The sequence below is a fragment of the Flavobacterium ardleyense genome, from assembly GCF_042686085.1.
Lineage (GTDB): Bacteria > Bacteroidota > Bacteroidia > Flavobacteriales > Flavobacteriaceae > Flavobacterium > Flavobacterium ardleyense.
Map to the genome: position 1 here is coordinate 137,750 of NZ_JBHUOL010000003.1, position 24,512 is coordinate 162,261.

The following is a 24,512-nucleotide window of genomic DNA, read 5'->3' on the forward strand; positions in this document are numbered from 1 at the left end:
TAAAAATCTGCTCTAATTTGGTAAAGCAAAATTTCTCTTGACTAACAATTAAAATTGATAATAAATGAGAAGAAAAACCCTTCATATTAAAGGAAAATTAGACTAAAACAAAGATTACTATATTAAGTTTAAAATATTTTAAGAGACAGACAATAATTTATAAATCAAATTATAGCAAAATTAAAATAAAAGAAAATATGAATAATTTAAGAAGCATCATTTTACTTACACTGATAGCATCTTGCAATTTTATTTATGCGCAAATCAACGATGCTTTCATTTATAAATATAATTATAACGGCGAGAAATTAACAACTGCATATTCAAAATCCAAAGGGATTTTGTACAAAGCTAATAATGAAATTACTTTCGCAAAAAGTGCTAACTGGTACAAAAATAAAAACGACAAAGATTATGCTTTTTCTGAAAGTATTAAAACTGTAGATGGTTCTATTGCAATAGATTTATCTATTGTAAATAAACATTTTATTTCAGATAAATTTTATTTAAAAAATAACATAAAACAGTTTAAAGCAGAATTTGGAGGCATAACCTTTGAAAAAAATTACATAGTTAGCTATTCCTCAAAAAACAAAAAATATAAAATTACAGAGATTTTCTATGAGATTAAAACTGATAAATATGTTAGATTAGTAATAACGTCAAATAAAATTTTAAATGAAAATTATATTACTGATAAAAAATTATTTATAGGTTTTACAAATTTTATCGAAGAATTTAAAGAAAGACCAGGTAAAGTTATTAATGTATTAGATGTTTATTTTGAAAAAGATTATAGGGCACAGATTGATTTAATAAAGCGAATAGATTTACAGTATTATAATACAAATTCGCTTTACGGTTCAGTTTTAGTAGATTTACATACAAATGAAGGAAGTTTTGATAAAATCATACAATCGATAAATAAGCGAAGGAAAATTAAAATTTCAGCAAGCAAAACCCAAAATTTATCACAAAAAATCAACATTATAGCAGACACAAATGATGTAGTGATGTTTAATGAATTTCATGTATTTCCTCATACTCGATTTAATTTCATGTATATTTTAAAGGACTTAAAAAGAAAAGGGTATGACTATTTGGCTTTAGAAACTCTACCTCCTCCAAATACTGCAGAAGATATTTTTATTAATAATGAAAAACTTTCAGGATACTATTTAGCAGAACCTAATTGTTCATTAATGATAAATTATGCAATGAGTTTAGGTTTTAAATTGGTTGCTTATGAAGAAGCCGATCAATGCAAAGAAATTAAAGAAATGATACCAAGTGCAACATGTAGGGATAGTATTCAAGCTTTGAATATTGCGAAAATTTATGAGTTAGACAAAAACGCTAAAATTGTTGTATTTGGTGGGCATGCACACATTGAGAAAAAATCAAGAGATGATTGGAAATTTATGAGAGTAGCTCTTCAAGAGTTATTTCCAAATAAAAAAATGTTTTCAATTGGTCAAACTAAATATATTAGAACCAATTTAGACTCAATTGACATCAACATAGAAATACCTGTTTATTATGATGAAGATGATGGGCAATTTGATGGACAAATTATTAGTCCACACTACAAGAAGTACTATGAATGGTACTATGAAAGATCAGAACTTATGAATCATGAAATTACAATAGATAGTAATAAGGAATTTTTCTCCCTAGAGATTATTCCTATCCAAAACAGTCAAGAGATATATCTGCCAATTTTTAAGTGCCGAAAAGAAGATTTACAATCAAACAAAATTTATATCCCAAGTACAATTGAATATAAAATTATATACAAGGATATTAATAATAAAAGAGTGAAATAGTTTAAGAAATTTTGACGTTTTCAATTCCAACATCATGCTTATTACCACAATAACTAGGAAAGCTTGCGCATCCTAAAATAACACCACTATAATGATGCAATTATAAAAGTTTCTATAAATGATAACAAGTCATAAAAAAACCTTGATTTTATAATTGAAAACGTCAAAATATCAGGGAAACAATTTAACTGTCACGAAACATTACAGTCTTGAAATATCGAAAACTGTCTCAGATTTATAATTACAAAATCAGTTTGTTTTTTTGCAGATACTCTAATTTATCACAGAGCTGCGTTAGTGATGGAAACGGCATCCTTTTTATTTTTGATAGGTTTCCAAAACCTATTAAAAATAAAAAGATAGAGTGGACAGCAAGGCCTGAAAGGAAACGCCCAAAAAAATTACAAGACATAACGCAAAACTCATAAGTTCTTAGTATTTTTGAGGATATTTTAAAACTATGATGTTAATACGATACCTATCACAAATAGGGAAATATTTTATTATGTTGAAAGAGATTTTCAACAAGCCTACCAAATGGTCGGTGATGAAGCAACTTATATTCAAGGAAATTGATGACTTAATCATTGGTTCGCTTGGAATCGTTGCTTTTATTTCATTTTTCGTGGGTGGTGTTGTAGCGATTCAAACTGCACTAAACTTGACTAATCCGCTAATTCCAAAGTTTTTAATCGGTTTTGCCACTAGACAATCGGTAGTTTTAGAATTTGCACCTACCTTTATTTCAATAATTATGGCCGGAAAAATGGGGTCTTTCATTACATCAAGTATTGGAACAATGCGCGTAACGGAGCAAATTGATGCTCTAGAAGTTATGGGTGTGAATGCGGTTAATTATTTGGTTTTTCCGAAATTAATTGCATTATTATTGTATCCTTTTGTAATTGGCCTGAGTATGTTTTTAGGCGTTTTAGGTGGCTGGATGGCCGCTGTTTATGGTGGTTTTACAAGTGGTGGCGAATTTACAATGGGGATTCAAACCGATTTTGTGCCTTTTCATATTGCCTACGCTTTTATTAAAACTTTTGTATTTGCAATTCTATTAGCAACAATACCATCTTTTCACGGATTTTATATGAAAGGTGGCGCGCTAGAAGTGGGTCAAGCCAGTACGGTTGCCTTCGTATGGACGTCAGTTGTGATTATTCTTATAAACTTTATATTAACGCAACTTTTATTAAGCCAATGATCGAAGTAAAAAATATCATAAAAAAGTTTGGTGAACAAACGGTTTTAAAAGGAATTTCAACACATTTTGAGCCAGGACAAACCAGCTTAATAATAGGACAAAGTGGTTCTGGAAAAACAGTTTTTCTAAAAACACTATTAGGAATTCATACGCCAGATGGTGGAACTATTTCGTTTGACGGCCGAATCTATTCGGAATTGTCAAATGACGAAAAGAGAGAATTAAGAACTGAAATAGGAATGGTTTTCCAAGGGAGTGCTTTATTTGATAGTATGACAGTGGAAGAAAATATTGGTTTTCCATTAAAAATGTTTTCTAATAAAACACCTAAAGAAATTAAAGAGCGCGTTGATTTTGTAATTAATCGTGTTCAGTTAATCAATGCAAATACTAAGCGTCCGTCTGAAATTTCGGGTGGAATGCAGAAACGTGTAGCGATTGCTCGCGCTATTGTTAACCATCCTAAGTATTTATTTTGCGACGAACCTAACTCTGGATTAGATCCAAAGACTGCTATTGTTATTGACAATCTTATTCGTGAAATTACGGAAGAGTACAACATCACCACGGTTATTAACACCCACGATATGAACTCTGTAATGGAAATTGGCGAGAAGATTGTGTTCTTGAAAAATGGTTTATTAGAATGGGAAGGTTCTAACAAAGAAATTTTCAAAACAGACAACGAAGCCGTAACTGATTTTGTTTATTCTTCTGAATTATTCAAACGCGTTAGAAAAATGTATATAGAAGACGACGTTACTTAACAACAAGTATACTTTCGTCCTTTAACTTTTTTCGAAGCCAATTTTGTAGCTTGAGATTTTCAGTAGTCTGCGTTTTCGAAGGAATATTACTTTTCCAAATTATTTCGAAAGTCGGAATGGTATCTGTCTTAGAAAAATTTGTTGTAATTATTTTCGAATAAGCTACTTTTTCAACATCTGAATTCAAAGCCTTGATTTCCTCTGCAATTTGATTGAAAGGAAATAGCGTTTGGCCTTTTTGGTGCAGTTGATTTTTCAAATTAAAAATTTCTTTATCCTTGTCTAATAACAACTGATCTTTTTTTACCAACAATTGCTGGTTCGAAAGAAATGAATTTTCAATTTCATTAATTTTTGAAATGGCTTCAAGGTTTCCAGCATCTTGAAGCACTTTAAATTTTATACCATCATAACCAAAAGACTTCATCTGAGATTGAAACTTTTTAATATCTGTTTGTGAAATACTAGTCCCTACAACGGCGAAATTAATGGTCTTTTTGTTGTAATTCTTATGCACATCTAAAATTAAGATTCCCTTCTCAGTTCTTAATTTGTCAATTAAAATATCTGCTTTTTGATTGAAATCAGACTTTACATATAATTGATAAAACATATAAACACTAGGAATTAAAATTGCCAAGGCCAAAAAAGAAATAATCTGAGAAATTCTTTTTCTTCGTTGTGAATTTGCATAAGCTTCATAAGGAAATTTCAAAAACCGCACTACAATAAAAGTCGCTGTGGCAATGAAGATTGTATTAATAGAGAATAAGAATAACGCTCCTCCGAAGAAATCCCATTTGGCGGTTGCTAATCCATAACCCGCAGTACATAATGGCGGCATCAAAGCGGTTGCAATGGCTACACCCGCAATGGTGTTTATTGATTTATTACGTCTGCTTAGAGCAATAATCAATGCTAACCCTCCAGATAGCGCGATGATAACATCTCTAACATCTGGAAAAGTTCTTGCTAATAATTCTGGTGTTTCCTGCTGGAACATTGGAATACTAAAAAATAAGAACGAAGTCAAAAGACTTAGAACAACCATTACTCCAAAGTTCTTAATTGCCTTCTTTAAAAAATCGATATCATTAATTCCAAGTGACAAGCCCATCCCAAGAATTGGCCCCATTAGTGGCGAAATCAACATGGCTCCAATAACTACAGCAGTAGAACTGGTGTTTAAACCTGCAGATGCTACAAGAATAGAAAAAATCAAAATCCACGCATTTTGACCTCTCATGTTTACACCAGATTTTATATCTTCAATGGTGGCTTCATGATCAGTATCCTGAAAAATATCAAAGGTATCTTTAACAAATAACTTGATATCGATTGCAGCTTTTTTAAATGAATTTTGAGTGTTTTCTGCCATTATTTATTAATTTTAGAAACAATACTCTTTATTTCTTGTTCTTTATTTTTTGGATAAATCAACAGCACATCGTCTTTATCAACAATGATATAATCTGTTAATCCGTCAATAACCACAAGTTTTTTTCCTTCGGTTCTAATGATGTTATTATTTGCGTTTTCTAAATAAACTGTAGCATTTATTACCGCATTTTCTTGCTCATCCTTAGGTAATTTATCATATAAAGAACCCCAAGTTCCAAGATCATTCCAATCGAAAGTTGCTGGCAAAACATATACATTTTGTGCTTTTTCTAAAATGGCATAATCCACAGAGATGTTTTCGGCTAACGGATAATTCTCTCTGATAAAAGCATCTTCTTTATCAGTGTTATAAACATCATAACCTGTCATAAAATGATCAAACATTACAGGTTGAAATTCCTGAAAAGCTTCTAAAACGTTTTTTGCACTCCACACAAAAATCCCTGCATTCCAAAGGTAATTTCTACTTTGAATAAATTTTCGAGCGGTAGCATAATCAGGTTTTTCACGAAATTGCTTTACTTTTTTAATTGGTCTTGAATCTAATTTATCAAACTCAATATAACCATATCCGGTATTAGCAAATGTGGGAAGAATCCCTAAAGTCATTAAGTCATCATTTCGTTCACAAAAGTCAAATGCGTGTTGTAAATTTGCACAAAACTGCATTTCATCTTCAATCCAATGATCTGAAGGTGCAACAACCATTATAGCGTCCGGATTTTGCTTTTTGATTTTTAAAGAAGCGTATAAAATACAAGGTGCAGTATTTCGCATCACAGGTTCTAGAATAATTTGCTCTTGTTTTACCAATGGCAATTGCTCTAAAACAATGTCATTATACAATTCGTTTGTAAGAATCAATATATTTTCTTTAGGAATAATTTGAGAAAGTCTTGAAAACGTTTTTTGAATCAAGGTTTCACCGGTTCCTAACATATCGTGAAACTGTTTCGGGAATTCGGTTGTACTTACGGGCCAAAAACGAGAACCTACTCCACCGGCCATTAATATTGCGTAATAATTTTTATTCATTATAAGTTAATTACCAGGAGGCTTTCGCCCAATGTTATTTAAATTTAATTCGGTAGCAATTCCACTTCTGCATTTGGTTGAAACAAATACATGCGTCCGGAACTGACTTCCATACATTCATATCGCTTTACACGAAGTGCGATTTTTTTAAAGATTTTTCCGTTGTGAATTCTAAACGAACTTCCCATCGGAATCTCAAAGATATAGTTTTTATCGGTCTCTTTCTCGTCAAACACTTTTAAAGCAATGGCTAACTTAGCGTCGGTATCACTACTAGCTTTTGGATTTCTAAAATGACGCGCTAATAAAGGTAATAATTGATTTGGAAATATTTCAGGTCGAATAAACGGAACCATCAACCGTTGAAAAGTGGTTTTCCATTCTTCCCCATGCGGTTTTATCATTCTACCATATTTCTCAAAAGCTACTAAATGTGCAATTTCGTGAATTAACGTAATGAGAAAACGATATTTGTTCAAACTTGAATTAACCGTTATTAAATGAAAACCTTGCGCATCCTTACGATAATCGCCATGACGTGTTTGACGTTCATTTACGATTTTTAGATGCACGTGATTGGCTTTGATTAGCTCAAAACAATTTTCAACGGCGTGTTCGGGTAAATATTTTTGTAAAACGTTACTCATTATGCTATTTCATCCGGTTGATTAATTTTCAATAGCGTTTTAGCATTTTCATTGGTAACCACTTTTTTTCCTGTTTTTGCTTCTAATTCTATTCGTGCTACATTGGCAACGTTTCCACCTTGTTTCGCAACCTCTTTATTTTGATCGAAATTTTCAGGATTAATTGCTTGTGAAATATCTTTTGTTGAAGCTTCGGCAAGCATTTTTAAAATCAATTCGGTATTCGTCATATTATCCCCAAGATTCTCTTTTTTCAAACCTTTCAAAACCTTGTATTCCTTAGTCGATCTTCCAGACCTAGCTTGCGTAATTATATCCGTTAATATAGCAAATTGTTGCCCTTCCTTTACACCTCGAATTTTCCATTCGTCTGTTAATTCCTTTCGGATTTCAATACTTTTTAAGCGTTGATTGATCCAACTTTCAGAATAACCCAATTGCAAATATTGAGCTAAAGCTCTATCAATCGTAATTTCAGGATCTTGCAATTCATCTAATCGTTCAGAGGCAATTTGGGCCAACCACAATTTAAAAGGTTCTACTTTTGGTGAAGGAATCGATTGAATTAAACGAAAAAGTTGTTCAGTGTCAGCAACATCTGTTTGGTAAAATTTACCATCGGAAGATTGCATTTTCAGTTGTCCGATATTGTCGGATAACTGACTTCCTTCCTTTTTTAATTTAGATTTTAGATCGCTCCAATATTTTCTTGGTCGGTCACTATCTGTTAAAATTTGAATAACGTCAATAATAGAAACAAACCATTTTTCTTGATCGTCGTCCCAAACGGTTCTTACTTTGTTGTTTTCAAATAGCTGAATGGCGTTTACTTTAGTCATGATTATATAATTTATTGAAAATACAATTTACAAAAAATTATGGAGTTGAGGATGAAACTTGCAATACTTTTCCGTTGTAGAATTTATTTCCAGTAAGGGCGAAATTCCAAATATATTCTGCCATTTCTTTAGCTGAAAGTGGTGCTTCATATCCTGGAAAAGCTTCTTGTAGCATCTCTGTATTTACGGCTCCAAGTGCTAAAACATTGAAAGCGATTTGTTGTTCTTTATATTCTTCTGCTAATAATTCAGACAAGGTAATTACAGCGCCTTTACTTGATGAATAAGCTGCTAATCCTGGGAATTTTGAACTTCCTTGAACGCCTCCCATCGAACTTATTGTAACTACGTGACTTCCTTTCGATAAATAAGGAATACAAATACGAGTCAATTCCGCCACAGCGAAAACATTAACTTTATAGACTTGCTCAAAATCCGCAGGAGTAATTTGTTCAAAAGGCTTGTTTACCAATGAACCCGCGTTATGAATGACAACATCAACTGTATTTTGCCAAGAGTTTATTACAAATTTTTCAACTTGCTGTAATTCTTCAGTGATAGAAACATCTATTGGCAAGCACGTAACGTTCGGATTTTCAATAAGTATTTTAGATGTTTTACGAGAAATGGCTAAAACTTGATGACCTTCATTCGCAAATTTCAAAGCCAATTCCAATCCAATTCCACGTGATGTTCCGGTGATAATTATATTCTTATTTTTCATTTAATTTTATTTCTTTATTAGGGGTATTTATCATTTTTTCCAATACTAGAATTGTTTTCGAAATCACATTGGTCATATGTTTTGTGTCCATCAATTCAAACTCATCTCCTGGTTGATGATAGAAATCGAAATTCTCAAAATCGAAGGTTGAAACGGTATGAGCTGGGACATCAAACTCAGTAAAAAACGGATAATTATCAGAAGCTCTAAATAACATATAACGCATTTCAACGGCTAAATATCCGACTAATTTCTCTCCTGCATATTCGTTCATTTTCGCAGCCATAGTACTTCTACCAAAACCCGTTAAATACATATCCATTCCTTTATCTTTCATCGGAACACCAATCATTTCAAAATTAAACATGAAATATAAGTTCATATTTTGTTGTTTCAACTTCTCTGCCAAATGTTTTGAACCTAAAAGGCCTTTTTCTTCGGCTGAAAAAAACACAAAAAGAATACTTCGTTTATTGTTCTTGAATTTTGCAAAATACTTTGCTACTTCTGTCACCGCAGTCGTTCCGGATGCATTATCGTTAGCGCCATTAGCAATATCATCTCCATTTACCGCCGAAATTCTACCAATATGATCATAATGTGCCCCAATAATCACAAACTCTTTTTTAAGTTCAGGATCTGTTCCTTCCATATAACCCACAACATTATATGATGTTTTATCATAATTTGACAAAGTGTCGCGATAAGTTTTGAAATAAGGTTTAATTCCGTTTTCTTTCAAAATATTCTCTAAATAAACCGAAGCTTTTTCGATTCCTTCACTTCCAGAATCTCTACCTTCTAACTCATCCGAAGCTAAATAGGATAATGTTTTGATGACATTTTCTTCTGAAACTTGATACGTTGAACCTGTAGTTTTTGTTTCACCTAATTTTTCCTGAGTCTTACAAGACAAGATGATAAAAGGGATTAAGAATAATAATTTTTTCATAATTTTAAAATTTAACTAAATCTGATGCTGTATTGCGATTTCGACTAATAATTTATTCGATATTTTTTAGATTTGCCAAAATCCATTCAATATGTGGATCTGATTTATCTATAATTTGTTCTGGTGTTTCAACAATAGTAACATCAGGCATAATTCCTCTTCCAAATTCTTCTGTTTTACCCATTGCTGCTATTTTTTGTAATCCTACTCTTACTTTTAATTTCGAATTGGGTAAAGTTAGAAGAGGCATTGTTCCCGCAACTGTTCCATTATAAGTTCCGCCGGTTTCTTCCCCAATAAATGTAGCACGATTGTTACTTTTTAAATTAGATGATAAAACACAAGATGCAGAAAAACTTCCTCCATTTATAAGGACAAATAGTTTTCCATCGAATCGATTTGCTTTAGGTACGGTTAACTTAGTTTGTTTGTTAAAGAGATAATACTCGTTATTTTTCCCTTTCTTAACTGAGACTATCCCTTTTACTGTAGTGTATAAAATAAATGGTGATAAAACTATTTTTCCGGCAAGAGGAATTGCTCTTAATCTATTTGTTGCGACACCCGTTCTGTTTGTCACTTTTATGGTATCAATAAATACAAAAGGTTCGGGTGTTAAATAGCTGTATAAATTATGAATTTCCTCTAAACTTCCTCCTCCGTTATTTCGCAAATCTAAAACTAATGTTTTTACTTTATTTTGCTCAATTTCATTAAAAATACTGTCATAAGCTTTCTTATGTTGCCTATGTTTGAAACCTTTTATTTTTAAAACTGCAATAGTAGAATCACTAGGGATATAACTTAAGCTACGAGTAAAATCTTTCGAAAGTGAATTATATAAAAAATATCTGTTCTTTTTACGTTCTATTTTAAAATCATTTTTCTTCTTAGCTTTTTCCGCTTTTGTCAATACTATTTTCACTGGAGCTATCGAATCTTTCTTGCTCGCTAAAGAATCAACAACCTTTTTTCCAGGTTTGGTTCTAGCTAGGACACGTTCATAAATGCTGTCTTTGTATTGCAAAACAAAATGAATACTGTCTGATATTTGTTTTTCACCAAGAAGATAAGAAGTGAATTTTGATGCAAAGCCATGTGATAAATAAGAAGTATTTAATCCATCAGAACTATAAGTGTTTTTATATTTCAAGTTCATTTCTTGCGGAGTGATGTTTTCAACACTTATTATTTTTGAACCCGGCAACAATAAAGAATCCTTAGTATAATTTTTATCTAAATAAAGCTCATCATTGTAATACTTGAAAGTCAATTGTGCCAAAGGATTTTTTTCGCTTTTATTAAGCTTTTTAATTTCCTTTTTTTCTAATTTGGTAACCAAAGGAATCACGACCATATGTCCTTGTTTTACGGATGCAACAACAGGACTAATCTTGAAATAAAACTCATTAGGCGTTAAGGGCTCTGTAATTGTTGTGCGTAAGCTGTCAAATTTAGTAGCTAAAGCCTCTTTTGAAATATACCAATCTAATGACGGATGTAGCTTGTTTAATTTGTACTCTACATAATTGACGTCCTTTTGCAAATCAGAAACACTAACTTTTGAAGCCAAATGACTGTTGTATTTTTCGACCGAACTGCATTGAATGTGAGCTACAATAAAATAAAGCGAAACGAAAATTATAAATTTTACTCTCATAAAAAAATTACATAAAAAAGTCCCGAAACATTTCGGGACTTTAAAGATATTTATTTTTTTAAAACTATGCTAACATCGTCACAGGATTTTCCATAAACGCTTTAAACGTTTGTAGGAATTGTGCTCCTGTTGCTCCGTCAACTGTTCTATGATCACAAGCTAAAGTAACTACCATTGTGTTACCCACTACAATTTGACTGTTTTTAACTACTGGTTTTTCAACAATAGCACCAACAGATAAAATAGCAGAGTTTGGTTGATTGATAATTGAAGTGAACGATTGAATTCCGAACATTCCTAAATTAGAAATAGTAAACGTACTTCCTTCCATTTCAGATGGTTGAATTTTTTTCGATTTTGCTTTTCCTGCTAAATCTTTTACGTTTGCCCCTATTTGAGTTAAGCTCATTTGGTCTGCAAATTTCAATACTGGAACCATTAAACCGTCTTCAACTGCTACTGCAACTCCGATGTTTACATGATGATTAATCACCATAGCATCTTCTCTCCATTGCGAATTTACTTGTGGATGTTTTTTCAATGCCATCGCACTTGCTTTGATTACCATATCATTGAACGATACTCTAGTTTCTGGTAATCCGTTGATTGTATTTCTTGAAGCAATTGCATTATCCATATCTAACTCAATAGTTAAATAATAATGAGGTGCTGTAAATTTAGATTCCGCCAAACGTCGCGCAATGGTTTTACGCATTTGCGAATTTTTAATTTCTTCTTGGAACACTTCACCTGCAGGTACAAATGGTTTCACTGCCGCTACTTTATTTGTAGCATCAGTAACAGCTTGACTTGGAGATGCAACTGCTGATGGAGTAAAATTCTCCACATCGCTTTTTACAATTCTTCCATTTTCGCCTGATCCTTTTACTTGCGATAAGTTAATTCCTTTATCTGCAGCAATTTTCTTAGCTAATGGTGAAGCAAAAACTCTACCTCCAGAAGATTGCACTGGTGCATTTGAAACTTTTTCGGCTGGAGCAGCCTCTTTAGTTTTAACCTCTTCTTCTTTTGAAGTTTCAGTTGTTTCTCCTGATTTATAATTTGCCGCTATTGCTTCGACATCAGTTCCCGCAGGTCCTAAAATTGCTAAAATTGCATCAACTGGCGCTGAATCTCCTTCTTTAACACCTATATACAATAAGGTTCCTGAATTAAATGACTCAAATTCCATCGTAGCTTTATCGGTTTCGATTTCGGCTAAAATATCACCTTCGTTTACTGAATCTCCAACTTGTTTCAACCAAGTTGCAACAGTTCCAGTAGACATTGTATCACTTAAACGTGGCATTGTAACTACTTTTACACCAGCAGGCATTGCAGCACTTTTCGAAGTTTCTTCCGATTTTGGTTCTGTTGAAGCTGCTTCCGATTCCGTTACTTTCTCTTCTGTGTTTTTATTTAACAACGCTGAAATATCTTCTCCTTCAGTTCCAACGATTGCTAATAATGAATCAACTGGTGCGGATCCTCCTTCTTCAATTCCGATATGTAATAAAACACCATCATAAAAAGATTCAAATTCCATTGTAGCCTTATCGGTTTCGATTTCGGCTAAAATATCACCTGTTTTAATAGTATCACCCACTGCTTTTAACCAAGTTGCTACAACTCCTTCCGTCATTGTATCACTCAAACGGGGCATTGTTATAATCTGTGCCATATTCTTATAATTTATGAGGAATGAATGGATAATTTTCTTGCTCGTAAACAACATCATACAATTGCTGTACTTCAGGGAATGGCGATTCATCTGCGAATTTTTCACATTCAGCAACTAAATCAGCTACTCTTTTATCGATAGTTTGAATTTCTTCAGCTGTAGCGTAGTCGTTTTCTTTTATAATATCTAAAACTTGAGTAATAGGGTCAATTTTCTTGTACTCTTCTACTTCGTCTTTTGTTCTGTATAATTGCGCATCAGACATTGAATGTCCTCTGTATCTGTATGTTTTCATTTCTAAGAAAGTTGGTCCATCTCCACGACGTGCTCTTTCCATAGCTTCATGCATTGCTTCAGCTACTTTGATTGGATTCATTCCATCAACTGGTCCACAAGGCATTTCATATCCTAAACCTAATTTCCAAATATCAGTATGGTTTGCTGTTCTTTCTACAGAAGTTCCCATTGCATATCCATTATTTTCAACAATAAATACGACTGGCAATTTCCATAACATAGCCATGTTGAATGCTTCATGCAGCGAACCTTGACGCGCAGCTCCATCACCAAAATATGTCAATGTAACACCGCCAGTTTCAAAATATTTATCTGCAAAAGCAATACCAGCTCCTACAGGAATTTGAGCACCAACGATACCGTGACCACCATAAAAGCGGTGTTCTTTTGAAAATATGTGCATTGATCCACCCATACCTTTTGAAGTACCTGTTACTTTACCGTACAATTCAGCCATCACTTCTCTTGGATCTACACCCATTCCGATAGGTTGTACGTGATTACGATAAGCAGTAATCATTTTGTCTTTTGACAAATCCATAGCGTGCAAAGCTCCAGCCAAAACTGCTTCTTGTCCGTTATATAAATGCAAAAAACCTCTGACCTTTTGCTGGATATAAACCGCTGCTAATTTGTCTTCAAATTTTCTCCAAAACAGCATGTCTTCATACCATTTAAGGTAAACTTCTTTGGTTATTGGCTTCATTGTGTTCGTTTTTATTAATTCAGTATTACTATGAACTGATTAGTTTCAATTCACAATTTTAGGAAAAGCAAAAATACTACATAGAACCTTACTGAAAAAATTATATTCTATGATTTTTTGTTTTTTTGTGTTAATTCGGTAAATAAATCCTGGAAAGGGCTACAGATTATTTTTATCAAAAACTAAAGGCAAAATATTCTGTAGGGAATCCGATTTGTAAATTGGGCCTTTTGCTCCCATAAAAAAGAGTTCTATTGGAACATCTTGCTTAAATTCGTACTCCGCAATAGACTGACGACAACTACCGCAGGGTGGAATTGGCTCTACTAAATCCCTATCCATTGGCGAAGCCGTAATAAACATTTTTAGCATTTTTGCATCGGGATATTTAGCTCCTGCATAAAAAATAGCCACACGTTCAGCGCACAAACCTGAGGGATAGGCTGCGTTTTCTTGATTAGATCCCTGAACAACAACACCGTTATCTAATAAAAGAGCGACACCGACAGTGAATTTAGAATAAGGCGCATAGGCTTTACTTCTAGCTTCAAAAGCTTGTTCCATTAAATCCGTTTCTATCGGAGACAAATCTTCTTTCGAATATACCGAAATGACTGTATTTATAGTAATTTGTTTCATATGTAAGGAAAAAAAATCCAAATTCTAAAAGAAGAATTTGGACGTATATTTAATTTATATTTTCATTTAAAGCTCATCGTAATTATCACCAAAATTAAATGTAAGTGAAAAACGAAGTGTGTTTTCTAGCGGGTTTTTAACTTTTGATGCTGAAAACAAGTAGGAAACATCAATTTTTACCACATTATATTTAAACCCTGCCCCTAGAGAAAAGAATTTTCTAGCTCCTTTTGCTTCATTTTCATTAAAATAACCTAAACGCATTGCAAACGAATCTTGATAAGTATATTCTGCTCCCAAAGCCCATGTAAACTCTTTTAATTCTTCTGAAAAACCATCTGGTGCATCATTAAATGATTTGAAGATTCCTTCTGTCCATCCGATTTTTCTGTATTCGGAATTTGCTAGGAGTGCATCATCAGCATCAACCACACCATCTCCATTCATATCCACACCTGTATAACTACTGCCATTATATCCTACTTGAGGAGTTGGTACTAATAATTTAGTCACTTCAGCGGTTACACCAATTTTATTGTATTCATCAAATATAAAATCAAAACCTCCACCTAAACGCATATTAGCTGGCAAGAAGCTTGATGAGCTTTCTAATTGATCTTTATCGTAATTAATTTTAGGTCCTAAATTTTGAAAATTAAAGCCTGCTCTCCATCTTCCATTGAAATCGTCAAAAGCTATTTCCTCTGATTGATAATATCCAGAAACATCAACCGCAAATGAGGTCGCAGCCGAAGCATCTTCTGTTTCATTAGCAATTTTTAAACTGGAACGAATAAATCTTGCACCAATACCCATTGCAAAACGTTCGCTTAATTTTAACGAATACGACCCGTCAATAGCCAATTCATTTGGACTAACCGTACTTAATGGCTGTCCCTGTTCATTAGTTAAATCGATATCTCCTAAACCAAAATAGCGTAATGAACCTGCGAATGCGCTACGTTCGTTAATTCTGTTAAAATACGTAACTTGACCTAAAGAAATATCATTTGCGATACTTGTTAAGTAAGGGGTATAACTAACTGAAAAACCTTGCTGTTGCAGTGAAAAAGCGTATTTTGAGGGATTATATTGTTGTGAAAAAGCATCAGCGGAAGTTGCAACTCCCATATCTGCCATACCTGCAGAGCGTGCATCAGCTGCAATTAGCAGAAAAGGCACACCAGTAGTAATTACACGATCATTATCTTGCGCTTTAACGTATTGACCAACTATTAAAAGTGTTACTGCTAGAGCAATTTTTTTCATTTTATTCATAGTAATTAATTTAACAAATATAGTATTTTATTACAGTATTACAAGTTTCTCGTATTTTTCTGTAGATTTTCCTGTTGTAACTGACCTTACTTTTAATTTATAAACATAAACACCTTTTCCAATTTTATCTCCAAAATCGTCTCTACCATCCCAAGAAATCTCTCTGCATAAAAATCCTTCTGTAAGGACTTGCTGATTGATTGTTTTTACTAATTTCCCTGAAATAGTTAAGATTTGAACCTGAACATCTAATTGCTCAAGAGGCATGTTGTGATTAAACCAAAATTCGGTATAACTTACAAACGGATTGGGGTAATTTAATACTTTTTCTAATCGTAAACCTTCATCAGAACAAATAGCATTGAACTGAATTTCTGCGGTAACTAAATTATTATAGACATCCCAAGCTTTGAACAAAATAGTATGCAATCCTGGTGTTAAATCTCTAAACGGAAAACGGACAAATCCTTTCGTATAGTCGTCATTTTCAGTTTCATAATATTCATTTAAAATATAAGGCTTCGTTTCATCACCATCTAAAATAGCGACGATATCATGACCAATTCCACTTGCCGTATTGATTCCGTTTTCGTCTTCCAGAAAAGCTAATAATATAGGAGAACAATTTGTGATGCCTCCGGACACAAAACCTTCATCGTTCATGTGCAATTTTACTCTCGGCGGATTCGTATCGCTAGTAGCATTTACATTAACACCACCAATTTGAATTGTCTTATCAAAACCCGTTTGATTTTCTAAATTCGGAATATCTCGTTTGGCATAGAAACTAATTTTCCCATTTCCAACAGGAATTCGGATATCTTGTGGCACTACAAAGCTAAATTCAAACTGTCCGTTTGTCACAGATGCATTTCCTCTAAAAACAGTTTCTCCCAAAGTTGTAAAATCCATAGTAACTAAACCACTTGCATCCACAACGCCGTTATTTCCTAAAGTTCTTCGATTGATCTCCTTATCAAAAATTTGAACCGCTAAATCGCCATTATAATTAGACAGCACTACATCATTTTCATCTCTCACTTCGCCCGCAATTTTAACTACGCTCAGCGCTTGCAAAACAGGTAAAGGCTGTGCAACTGGCACATCATTTACTTTTATCAATACAACGTTAGGTTTTGGAATAGCCAATTTCAATGCAGGATCTCCAATATAGAAAACAACTCTTCTGTTATCTGAACCTGTTGCTAATTTAGTTATCCTCAAGGCTTCGGCAATAGTGGGATAGTCGTTAGAACCATAAGCGTATAGATTCTCGCTAAAAATATTATTCATCACCAAACCTGTTGTTACACCAATTTGTCGCGTTGTGGCTATTAAGGAAATGGCGCCTCCCGCTTTATTCCAATACATATATTCGCCACCCGTAAAACGATTCGGATCATCAAAACGAGTAAATTCACATGTTATTGTAATAAATAATGGATATCTGTATCTGTTCGTTAAATTTTGTGCATCTAACTTTTCAAACAATCGCTCTCTAGCTAAAGACTCTTCGTTTCCGTGTCCGTAATAATTAAAAACCAAACCACCTAAAGCTAATGCGTCCAAGAAATCTTTTTTAGCTTCCGGATAACGTTCTCCCCCAGCAGCAACTTGTTGTACATAAGCATCACTATGAATTTTTTTAACATTCACAAAAGGCTTTTGGGTCGTTAAAACATCTGCTAAATTATTTAGTCCAACTTGCAGTGTGGCATCCGTTAAATTATCAGCATCATCTGAATAAATTACGTAATTATTTCTCCATCGTCCGAATGATTTCTCATCGTGATATTCAAAAACTTTATTCACCATATCTTCCGCTTGAGAAGTTGATGCAACTAACATTCTTCCAACTGCGATATCAATACCATCAATTGAACCGATCATTGTTCCTTCGCCATCATCCATAAGTCCGAAAAAATCATCCGACATAAAGCTCGAGTACAAAGAAAAATTTGCACTGTTATTTGTTTCGTAAGCATTTGGGTTAAACCCATGAAAAACAGGAACTATATTTGTATTACTTGGTATTCTATTTTTATAATCGTACGAAGCATCTCCAAAAAGATTCACATATTTCACACGTTTATCTGGCGAAGAAGCATTCCAATACACGTATTTAATTAAATTACGAATGGCCGCAACATCTTGTTTTCCCGATGAAAATTCTTGATAGACATTTTCTAAAGCAATAACCCTAACGGATAACCCCGAATTTATCCTGTGGAAATTAGCTAACTTTTCTGCTTGATTCATTAAGAATTTAGGCGTAAATATCAAATAATCGATATCTTGAAAATTTCCTGAAGTATCTTTAAAAATAGTCCCTTTAATATTTTGATTGACAACTGTGGTAGTTGCTTCCTTTTTTGGCAAATAAACGTCCGATAAATCCAAGGCAACGTATTTTTTAGCATTCCCTAGACTTACATTAAAGCTAAAATTAGCCCCAGAAGTATTTTCATATCTAGAAACGTTGTAAATATCAGTAACATCCCAAACCTGAGAAATTTCAGTTGCTCCAGTTAAAGCATATGCTCCAACACCAATATTCGTTTGTTCGGCATCATTAAAAAATAAAAATTGCTTGCCGTAACCTATTAGGTTTCTTTTCGATTTTATTCTGATAAAGTCTAAATAGCCAATTGAACTTGGAACACCACCGTTATTATAATCTAATCGTATCGCGATCGTTGGTGAAGTGGCTGAAAAAGTAGTATTTAATGCGGATTCATATCCTTCGGTTCCGCTTCCGGAAACAATTGAAGTAAATGAAAGAGTTCCTAAACTAGAACCATTTGCTTTAAAACTAAATGACGAATTCCCAAAAGATTTTGACGCGGTGTTTATTTTTATCTCAACTGGTACCGAAGTGTCTAAATTAGGAATGGTAAAATTAAATGTTTGGTTATTCTCAATATTAAATCGTTCTCCAAACCATCTTCTTCCAACTTTACCAACATTAACTAGATCTTTTTCATAATAAACTACATCATCAAATTGAGAAAAGGTTACACTTGGCGAAGCACCTGGTTCAGTGGAATTTAAAATACGTTTACCATTCCCTGCATTTGAAGTTACATAATAATAAGACTTATCATCGAATAAATTCACGCTCGTCGCACTTTCTGTATTCCAAGTATCAACTCCTTCCGCATAGAACAAAATATAATCAGCGTTATCAAAAACACCATCTTCTTCACCTATAAATTGAATTGCATTTTCCTCAAGGTCATAGGGATAAAACGTATCATTTAACAACGGCAACATTCTACCACCGTTACCATATATTTTTATAGAGCGCGGGTCAACATTAACATTCACCCCTATACTTTGCAAAAAAGATTTAGAAATTTTATAAACCCCTGATTTTTCGATATAAAATCGATGCCAACTACCAGAACTTAAAACAGAATTTGTTAGGACTGGAACTGACAGAGTAGACTGATTTGCGAAACGATTTGAGGTAATATTTGAATTAAGAGCATAAGTCAAAGAAATTACTTTTTTATAAGCGCCGTTCTCCTTAATAATGGGACTAAAAATCAACAAACCTTTATACTGGCCTCTAGCGCTAACCGTTTCGAGTTTCGGACTAACACCAGTAGGGATTTTTGTTATATCTAAATCTAATAAATCAGCCTCAGTTATAGCTTTGTAAGATATGTTTACGATTTGTAATGCCTCTTTTTGCAACAAAGCAGGAATCTCAATTACTTTTTTAAAATTAATAGACCGCTCAGAAACTTTAAAATCTAAGTTTTCTTGCTGAAACTGTGGAATATTGACAATAATATCACCCAAATTATATTCGGTTTGCTCGTTCCAATTCAAAGTAATTGTTTCGGACTGCTGGGCAAACGAATTGCCAACAAATAGAATCAATATATAAAGGAGTATTTTTTTCATCAGTATGAAAACGCAGTTTTAAAAATTATATTACAAAGAGAAAAAAATATTTCATTTAAATCTAATTTTTATAATAAAATAACCTTAATTTCGTTCTACAAAAGAGGACTTTAACAAAATATTAATTATTTTTAACAATTAATTAAAAATGTATTGCATATTAATAGTTAATTATTACCTTGCGACACGAATTTATTACCTACTAAAGTATGAAAATTAAGAAAATTATGGTTTTAAAAATGTTAGTTATAGTAGCGCTAACATTAGGTTTTACAGGCTGTAGCAAAAAAGGAGGCACTAAAGGTGGTTCATCAGCTACAGGATGGAAAATTAACGACAAGAAAGGTGGTTTCCAGTTTAACGAGAAGTATAAGCAACAAGAAACTCCTCCTGGAATGGTACCTGTAGAAGGTGGAACGTTTACAATGGGTAAAGTTCAAGACGATGTTATGCATGATTGGAATAATACTCCAAGCCAGCAACACATTCAATCTTTCTATATGGATGAGACTGAAGTAACCAATAAAATGTATTCTGAATACTTATATTGGGTAAAAACAGTTTTCCCTCCAACAGAAGAAAACTACAAGAATATCTACAACGGAGCAATTCCTGATACTTTGGTATGGAGAAACCGTTTAGGATACAACGAGACAATGACTAACAATTACTTGAGACACCCAGGTTACGCAGACTACCCAGTAGTTGGTGTGAATTGGATTCAAGCAACAGAGTTTAGCAAATGGAGAACTGACCGTGTGAATGAAAACATTCTAGAGCGCGAAGGTTACTTAAAGAAAGATGCTAAAATTAATGACGTAACTGCTGAAGCTAATTTTAGTACTGAAGCTTATTTAACTTCTCCTTCTACTTCTATGGGTGGTAATGAAGATGTAGTATTAAAAGGTGGAAGAAATAACAAAAGAGTTACAGATTCTTCGCAAAATGTATATGCTCAAAGAAGTTCTGGTTTAATTTTACCAGAATACAGACTTCCAACTGAAGCTGAATGGGAATATGCTGCTCTTGCATTAGTAGGAAACAGAGAGTACAACATTTACAAAGGACAAAAGAAATATCCTTGGAATGGTCAATATACACGTAATTCAAAAAGACAACAAAGAGGTGACCAATTGGCTAACTTCAAACAAGGTAAAGGTGATTACGGCGGAATCGCTGGATGGTCTGACGATGGTGCTGACATTACTAACAAAGTAAAAAGCTACACTGCAAATGACTTTGGTTTATATGATATGGCTGGTAACGTTGCAGAATGGGTACAAGACGTTTATAGACCAATGGTTGATGACGAAGCAAATGACTTTAACTACTTTAGAGGTAACGTTTATACTAAAAATAAAATTGGTGAAGACGGAATTGTTGAATTTGTAACTGCAGATAACATCACATACGATACTTTAAGTAATGGTAGAATCATGGCAAGAAATTTCCCTGGTCAAATTGCTCAAGTTCCAGTTGATGAAAATGAAACTTACTTAAGAACTCAATTTTCTACTTCTGACAACAGAAACTATAGAGATGGAGATAGACAATCTACACGTTTCTTTAAATTCGGTGGTTCTGATGAAGAAGAAAATGAAGGCGATGACGAGAAATTCAGAATGTATGAATCTCCGAGACATAAAATTTCTACTACTACTGATTCATTAGGAATGGATAAGAAAATTTCTAAACAGTTTGATAAATCTGACAAAAGAACATCTTTAATTGACGATAACGTTAGAGTTTATAAAGGTGGATCTTGGAGAGATAGAGCTTATTGGTTAGACCCAGCTTCTAGAAGATATTTCCCACAAGATATGGCAACTGATTACATTGGATTCAGATGTGCAATGTCTAAAGTTGGACCAAAATCTAACAAGAAATCTCCGAGAGGAAATCCTAATAAATAATTTTATTACAAAATACTTTAAGAAGCCCTTTTTTACGAAAGGGCTTTTTTTTATCTTCGTTTCTCACTATAACACCTCCACAAATGACTATCAAAGCAATTCATTCCTTGTTCTTAGAGTGCTCTACTGTTTCCACCGATACCCGAAAAATTGAAGAAGATTGTTTTTTTATAGCACTAAAGGGTGACAATTTTGACGCCAATACATTCGCGAAAGAAGCATTAGAGAAAGGAGCAAAATATGTAGTTATCGATAATCCCGATTTTTATATTGACGACAGAACAATTCTAGTAGCCGATTCACTGGGATATTTACAAGAATTAGCGAAATATCATAGAACAAATCTTGCCTTACCAATTATTGCTTTAACAGGAAGTAATGGCAAAACTACTACCAAAGAATTAATCAACGTTGTACTATCGAAAAGATACAACACCATTGCGACGATTGGTAATTTAAACAACCACATTGGTGTTCCCTTAACTATTTTGCGTTTTACAAAAGACACAGAAATAGGGATTGTAGAAATGGGTGCGAATCATCAAAAGGAAATTGAGATGCTTTGCGCAATTGCTCAACCCGATTATGGATACATCACAAACTTTGGCAAAGCCCATTTAGAGGGTTTTGGCGGAACTGAAGGCGTAATAAAAGGTAAAAGTGAAATGTATGATTACCTTCAAAAAAACAATAAGTTGGCATTTATCAATTTAGATGATGCTATTCAAAATGAAAAATCAGAACACCTGAACAAGTATACTTTTTCAACCACTCAATCGGCTGATGTTGTAATTAATCACGTTGAAGCAAATCCGATGGTTCGCATTGAATACAAAGCACTTCAAATACAATCTAATCTAATAGGCATATACAATGCTAATAATATCAATGCAGCAATTACAATTGGCACCTACTTCGAAGTCGCAGATGAAGCTATAAAAGAGGCAATTGAAAACTATATTCCGGAGAACAACCGTTCGCAATTGATTGAGAAAAATGACAATGAAATTATATTAGATGCTTACAATGCAAATCCAAGCAGTATGCAGGCAGCAATTTCTAATTTTATCCAGTTAGCCCACGCTAACAAAGTAGCTATTCTAGGCGACATGTTTGAACTAGGCATTGAAAGCATCGAAGAACATCGAAAAATTGTAGCATCAGTACAAATTGAAGAAACTATTAAAACATTTTTTATTGGCCACGATTTTTACGCCAATAAAATAGCAAGCGCTCACATTTTGTTTTTCGAAGATTTTAATTCGTTTGCAACATATTTCGTAGCGCACAAACCATCACATAGTTTACTGTTGATAAAAGGATCTCGCGGCATGGCTTTAGAAAAAACATTAGATATTCTATAATAAAAACGACTTCTTGTTAATGGAATCAGTGATTGTGTTATTTACTCATATCTCACTTAAAAAATGATACTGACCATTAAAAACAATAATTGAATCGTAAATAGGTTTTCAAACAAATTCGCGATTCATGCAATGAATCTCAATTACTGGTAACTTTGGTTTATCGACGATAAATTTCTTGTTTTGCAAACTTTGCTTATATTCTTATATCCCGGAATATTTATTTCCAACATTTGTGGCTAATCCTGAGCTACATGTCTTTTCTATTATGATTGTGATTTTTTGTAAAACAATTATTGTTGAAATTCAAAATCGACTTCTTTGTTTTTTATTATGTCAAAAATTACATTTCCTTCATCTAAAAGATAAAAAACATCCAATTGATTGTTATCAAATCTAGCGTACGCTATTAAGTCATTATTAGAGCCATCAAATGAACCTTCATTACCTTTATAATTTGTATTTAGAAAAGCAGTTTCTTTATAGATGTAGACCGAATTGAAAACATAAACTCCTTTTTGACTTTTACCGTAACTGTAAATAAAATCTTTTACGTGTTTCTTTAAATGTTCATCAATTTGAAAATCCCCTTTTAAGAAATAATAATTGATATTATCTAAATTGCCATCACTATCCTTAAATTCATAATGATATGGACTCAAAGCTTCTATTTCTAAATTTGGTGTTTTATTATTTTTATTACAAGAAAATAATAAAATTATTATCACTAAAAGAACATAATTTCTTGCCTTCATAAAGCTCCTATTTTTATAAAAAAAGTCTAAATACTACATTAAAAATAATTCTACCGAAAAGATATAGATTGATATCTTGATAAAAGAGCGCTCGCAAAGTTAAAAAAACACCCAGAAATCCAAGTTAAATTAGGAATGAAAAAACCAATAACAAAAAGACGAAAAATATAGTTTCTAACACACCATAAGATTACAAATAATTTAAATATTAAAAATGTAATAATTGTCCGAATACCTCATAATTGTATATTAAGAACCTAATTTTACTGCAAATAATATACCAAGTTTTTATTTCGTAATTTAATTCATCTCCAGAACTTATCACGCAAATCTAGCTCTTCCAAACAACATTTCCTTCTATCCGATAAATGATATTTTCACCTGCGATAAGTTTAAAATCATTAGGCGCATTAAGATAACTATTTCCCGTAATACACTTTTAACAACGTTTTCCCACTTGGGTCTCCGATAAAAACACTTCCATCAGACCATCTTAATTGCTTCCTAATAACAATTTGGTCAGTTTTTAAATCTTTGTAATGTGAAATGCTAATCGTATCCGAAATAAAACCTTCTTTTTTAAAAATAATTTTAGTTGGTAATCTATCGCTCATCATTCTTGAAACTCTATAATTTCCTTTTGTTCTAATTTGCGCTACAAAAAATACTCCATCTGCGTTTGTCTTTAATGCACTAGGAACAAATCCAAAATCTCTCCCGTCATTATAAAAAGTTACTTCAACATCGGCAATTGGATTGTTATCGATAGTTAAAATTAGCCCCTGTATTTCATTCTGGATGACATGTTTCTTGTAGGAAGAGCAAGAAATAAGGCCGAAAAAAATCACAATAATTAAATATATTTTCATTAAAAAACTTTTTTTATTTTAAAAAACACACTAATTC

The 24,512-nt window shown here is 33.0% G+C and carries 19 protein-coding genes; 5 read left to right on the top strand and 14 right to left on the bottom strand.

The annotated features are described in order from the left end of the window. Positions 1 to 197 precede the first annotated feature (197 nt). The 3 genes from ACFSX9_RS01230 (at position 198) to ACFSX9_RS01240 (ending at position 3,803) form a co-directional block, all read left to right on the top strand. Positions 198 to 1,826, top strand: coding sequence for a hypothetical protein (locus tag ACFSX9_RS01230; RefSeq protein WP_379803366.1), 1,629 nt, complete (start codon positions 198 to 200; stop codon positions 1,824 to 1,826). A gap of 460 nt (positions 1,827 to 2,286) precedes the next feature. Further along, complete coding sequence (locus ACFSX9_RS01235; RefSeq protein WP_379803369.1) at positions 2,287 to 3,036, top strand: MlaE family ABC transporter permease; 750 nt, start codon at positions 2,287 to 2,289, stop codon at positions 3,034 to 3,036. Then, on the top strand, positions 3,033 to 3,803 hold the full coding sequence (locus ACFSX9_RS01240; RefSeq protein ID WP_379803371.1) for an ABC transporter ATP-binding protein: 771 nt from the start codon (positions 3,033 to 3,035) through the stop codon (positions 3,801 to 3,803). Before ACFSX9_RS01235 ends, ACFSX9_RS01240 begins: the two co-directional genes overlap by 4 nt. On the opposite strand, the gene ACFSX9_RS01245 is transcribed toward ACFSX9_RS01240, so the two are convergent. From ACFSX9_RS01245 to porU, 12 genes are all read right to left on the bottom strand, one after another. Beyond that, complete coding sequence (locus ACFSX9_RS01245; RefSeq protein ID WP_379803374.1) at positions 3,796 to 5,181, bottom strand: TIGR00341 family protein; 1,386 nt, start codon at positions 5,179 to 5,181, stop codon at positions 3,796 to 3,798. The genes ACFSX9_RS01240 and ACFSX9_RS01245 overlap by 8 nt on opposite strands. After that, complete coding sequence (locus ACFSX9_RS01250) at positions 5,181 to 6,239, bottom strand: mannose-1-phosphate guanylyltransferase (protein WP_379803377.1); 1,059 nt, start codon at positions 6,237 to 6,239, stop codon at positions 5,181 to 5,183. Before ACFSX9_RS01250 ends, ACFSX9_RS01245 begins: the two co-directional genes overlap by 1 nt. 44 nt (positions 6,240 to 6,283) lie before the next feature. Beyond that, positions 6,284 to 6,886 (bottom strand): SprT-like domain-containing protein, encoded by a 603-nt coding sequence (locus ACFSX9_RS01255; RefSeq protein WP_379803379.1) that lies wholly within the window; start codon positions 6,884 to 6,886, stop codon positions 6,284 to 6,286. After that, the gene (locus ACFSX9_RS01260) at positions 6,886 to 7,725 is read right to left on the bottom strand and encodes a BRO family protein (protein ID WP_379803381.1); all 840 of its coding nucleotides are present in this window, start codon (positions 7,723 to 7,725) and stop codon (positions 6,886 to 6,888) included. Before ACFSX9_RS01260 ends, ACFSX9_RS01255 begins: the two co-directional genes overlap by 1 nt. A gap of 37 nt (positions 7,726 to 7,762) precedes the next feature. Continuing rightward, entirely contained in the window at positions 7,763 to 8,449 is a 687-nt protein-coding gene (locus ACFSX9_RS01265) for an SDR family NAD(P)-dependent oxidoreductase (RefSeq protein WP_379803384.1), read from the bottom strand. Beyond that, positions 8,439 to 9,401: a M28 family metallopeptidase gene (locus tag ACFSX9_RS01270; protein ID WP_379803386.1), complete on the bottom strand. Its 963-nt coding sequence runs from the start codon at positions 9,399 to 9,401 to the stop codon at positions 8,439 to 8,441. The genes ACFSX9_RS01265 and ACFSX9_RS01270 overlap by 11 nt, the downstream gene beginning before the upstream one ends. Positions 9,402 to 9,453: 52 nt before the next feature. Beyond that, on the bottom strand, positions 9,454 to 11,061 hold the full coding sequence (locus ACFSX9_RS01275; protein WP_379803388.1) for a S41 family peptidase: 1,608 nt from the start codon (positions 11,059 to 11,061) through the stop codon (positions 9,454 to 9,456). Between the two features lie 64 nt (positions 11,062 to 11,125). Next, positions 11,126 to 12,742, bottom strand: a complete 1,617-nt coding sequence (locus tag ACFSX9_RS01280; protein ID WP_379803390.1) for a 2-oxo acid dehydrogenase subunit E2 — start codon at positions 12,740 to 12,742, stop codon at positions 11,126 to 11,128. A 4-nt stretch (positions 12,743 to 12,746) separates the two neighbouring features. After that, complete coding sequence (pdhA, locus tag ACFSX9_RS01285; protein ID WP_379803392.1) at positions 12,747 to 13,745, bottom strand: pyruvate dehydrogenase (acetyl-transferring) E1 component subunit alpha; 999 nt, start codon at positions 13,743 to 13,745, stop codon at positions 12,747 to 12,749. A gap of 159 nt (positions 13,746 to 13,904) precedes the next feature. Next, the gene (locus ACFSX9_RS01290; RefSeq protein ID WP_379803394.1) at positions 13,905 to 14,384 is read right to left on the bottom strand and encodes a cytidine deaminase; all 480 of its coding nucleotides are present in this window, start codon (positions 14,382 to 14,384) and stop codon (positions 13,905 to 13,907) included. Between the two features lie 66 nt (positions 14,385 to 14,450). Further along, complete coding sequence (gene porV / locus ACFSX9_RS01295; protein ID WP_379803487.1) at positions 14,451 to 15,653, bottom strand: type IX secretion system outer membrane channel protein PorV; 1,203 nt, start codon at positions 15,651 to 15,653, stop codon at positions 14,451 to 14,453. Positions 15,654 to 15,692: 39 nt separating this feature from the next. Further along, positions 15,693 to 19,574, bottom strand: a complete 3,882-nt coding sequence (porU, locus tag ACFSX9_RS01300) for a type IX secretion system sortase PorU (RefSeq protein ID WP_379803398.1) — start codon at positions 19,572 to 19,574, stop codon at positions 15,693 to 15,695. A gap of 209 nt (positions 19,575 to 19,783) precedes the next feature. On the opposite strand from porU, the gene gldJ reads away from it, so the two are divergent. Together gldJ and ACFSX9_RS01310 are read left to right on the top strand one after the other, a co-directional pair. Further along, positions 19,784 to 21,487: a gliding motility lipoprotein GldJ gene (gene gldJ / locus ACFSX9_RS01305; RefSeq protein WP_379803400.1), complete on the top strand. Its 1,704-nt coding sequence runs from the start codon at positions 19,784 to 19,786 to the stop codon at positions 21,485 to 21,487. An 83-nt stretch (positions 21,488 to 21,570) separates the two neighbouring features. After that, positions 21,571 to 22,851: a UDP-N-acetylmuramoyl-tripeptide--D-alanyl-D-alanine ligase gene (locus ACFSX9_RS01310; RefSeq protein ID WP_379803403.1), complete on the top strand. Its 1,281-nt coding sequence runs from the start codon at positions 21,571 to 21,573 to the stop codon at positions 22,849 to 22,851. A 293-nt stretch (positions 22,852 to 23,144) separates the two neighbouring features. Here ACFSX9_RS01310 and ACFSX9_RS01315 read toward each other — a convergent pair whose 3' ends face one another. Both ACFSX9_RS01315 and ACFSX9_RS01320 read right to left on the bottom strand, forming a co-directional pair. Further along, positions 23,145 to 23,606 carry a hypothetical protein gene (locus ACFSX9_RS01315; RefSeq protein WP_379803406.1) on the bottom strand — a complete coding sequence of 154 codons (462 nt, stop codon included), beginning with the start codon at positions 23,604 to 23,606 and terminating at the stop codon, positions 23,145 to 23,147. A 419-nt stretch (positions 23,607 to 24,025) separates the two neighbouring features. Continuing rightward, a complete protein-coding gene (locus ACFSX9_RS01320) occupies positions 24,026 to 24,475 on the bottom strand; it encodes an Ig-like domain-containing protein (protein WP_379803408.1) in 450 nt (149 codons plus the stop codon). Positions 24,476 to 24,512 lie beyond the last annotated feature (37 nt).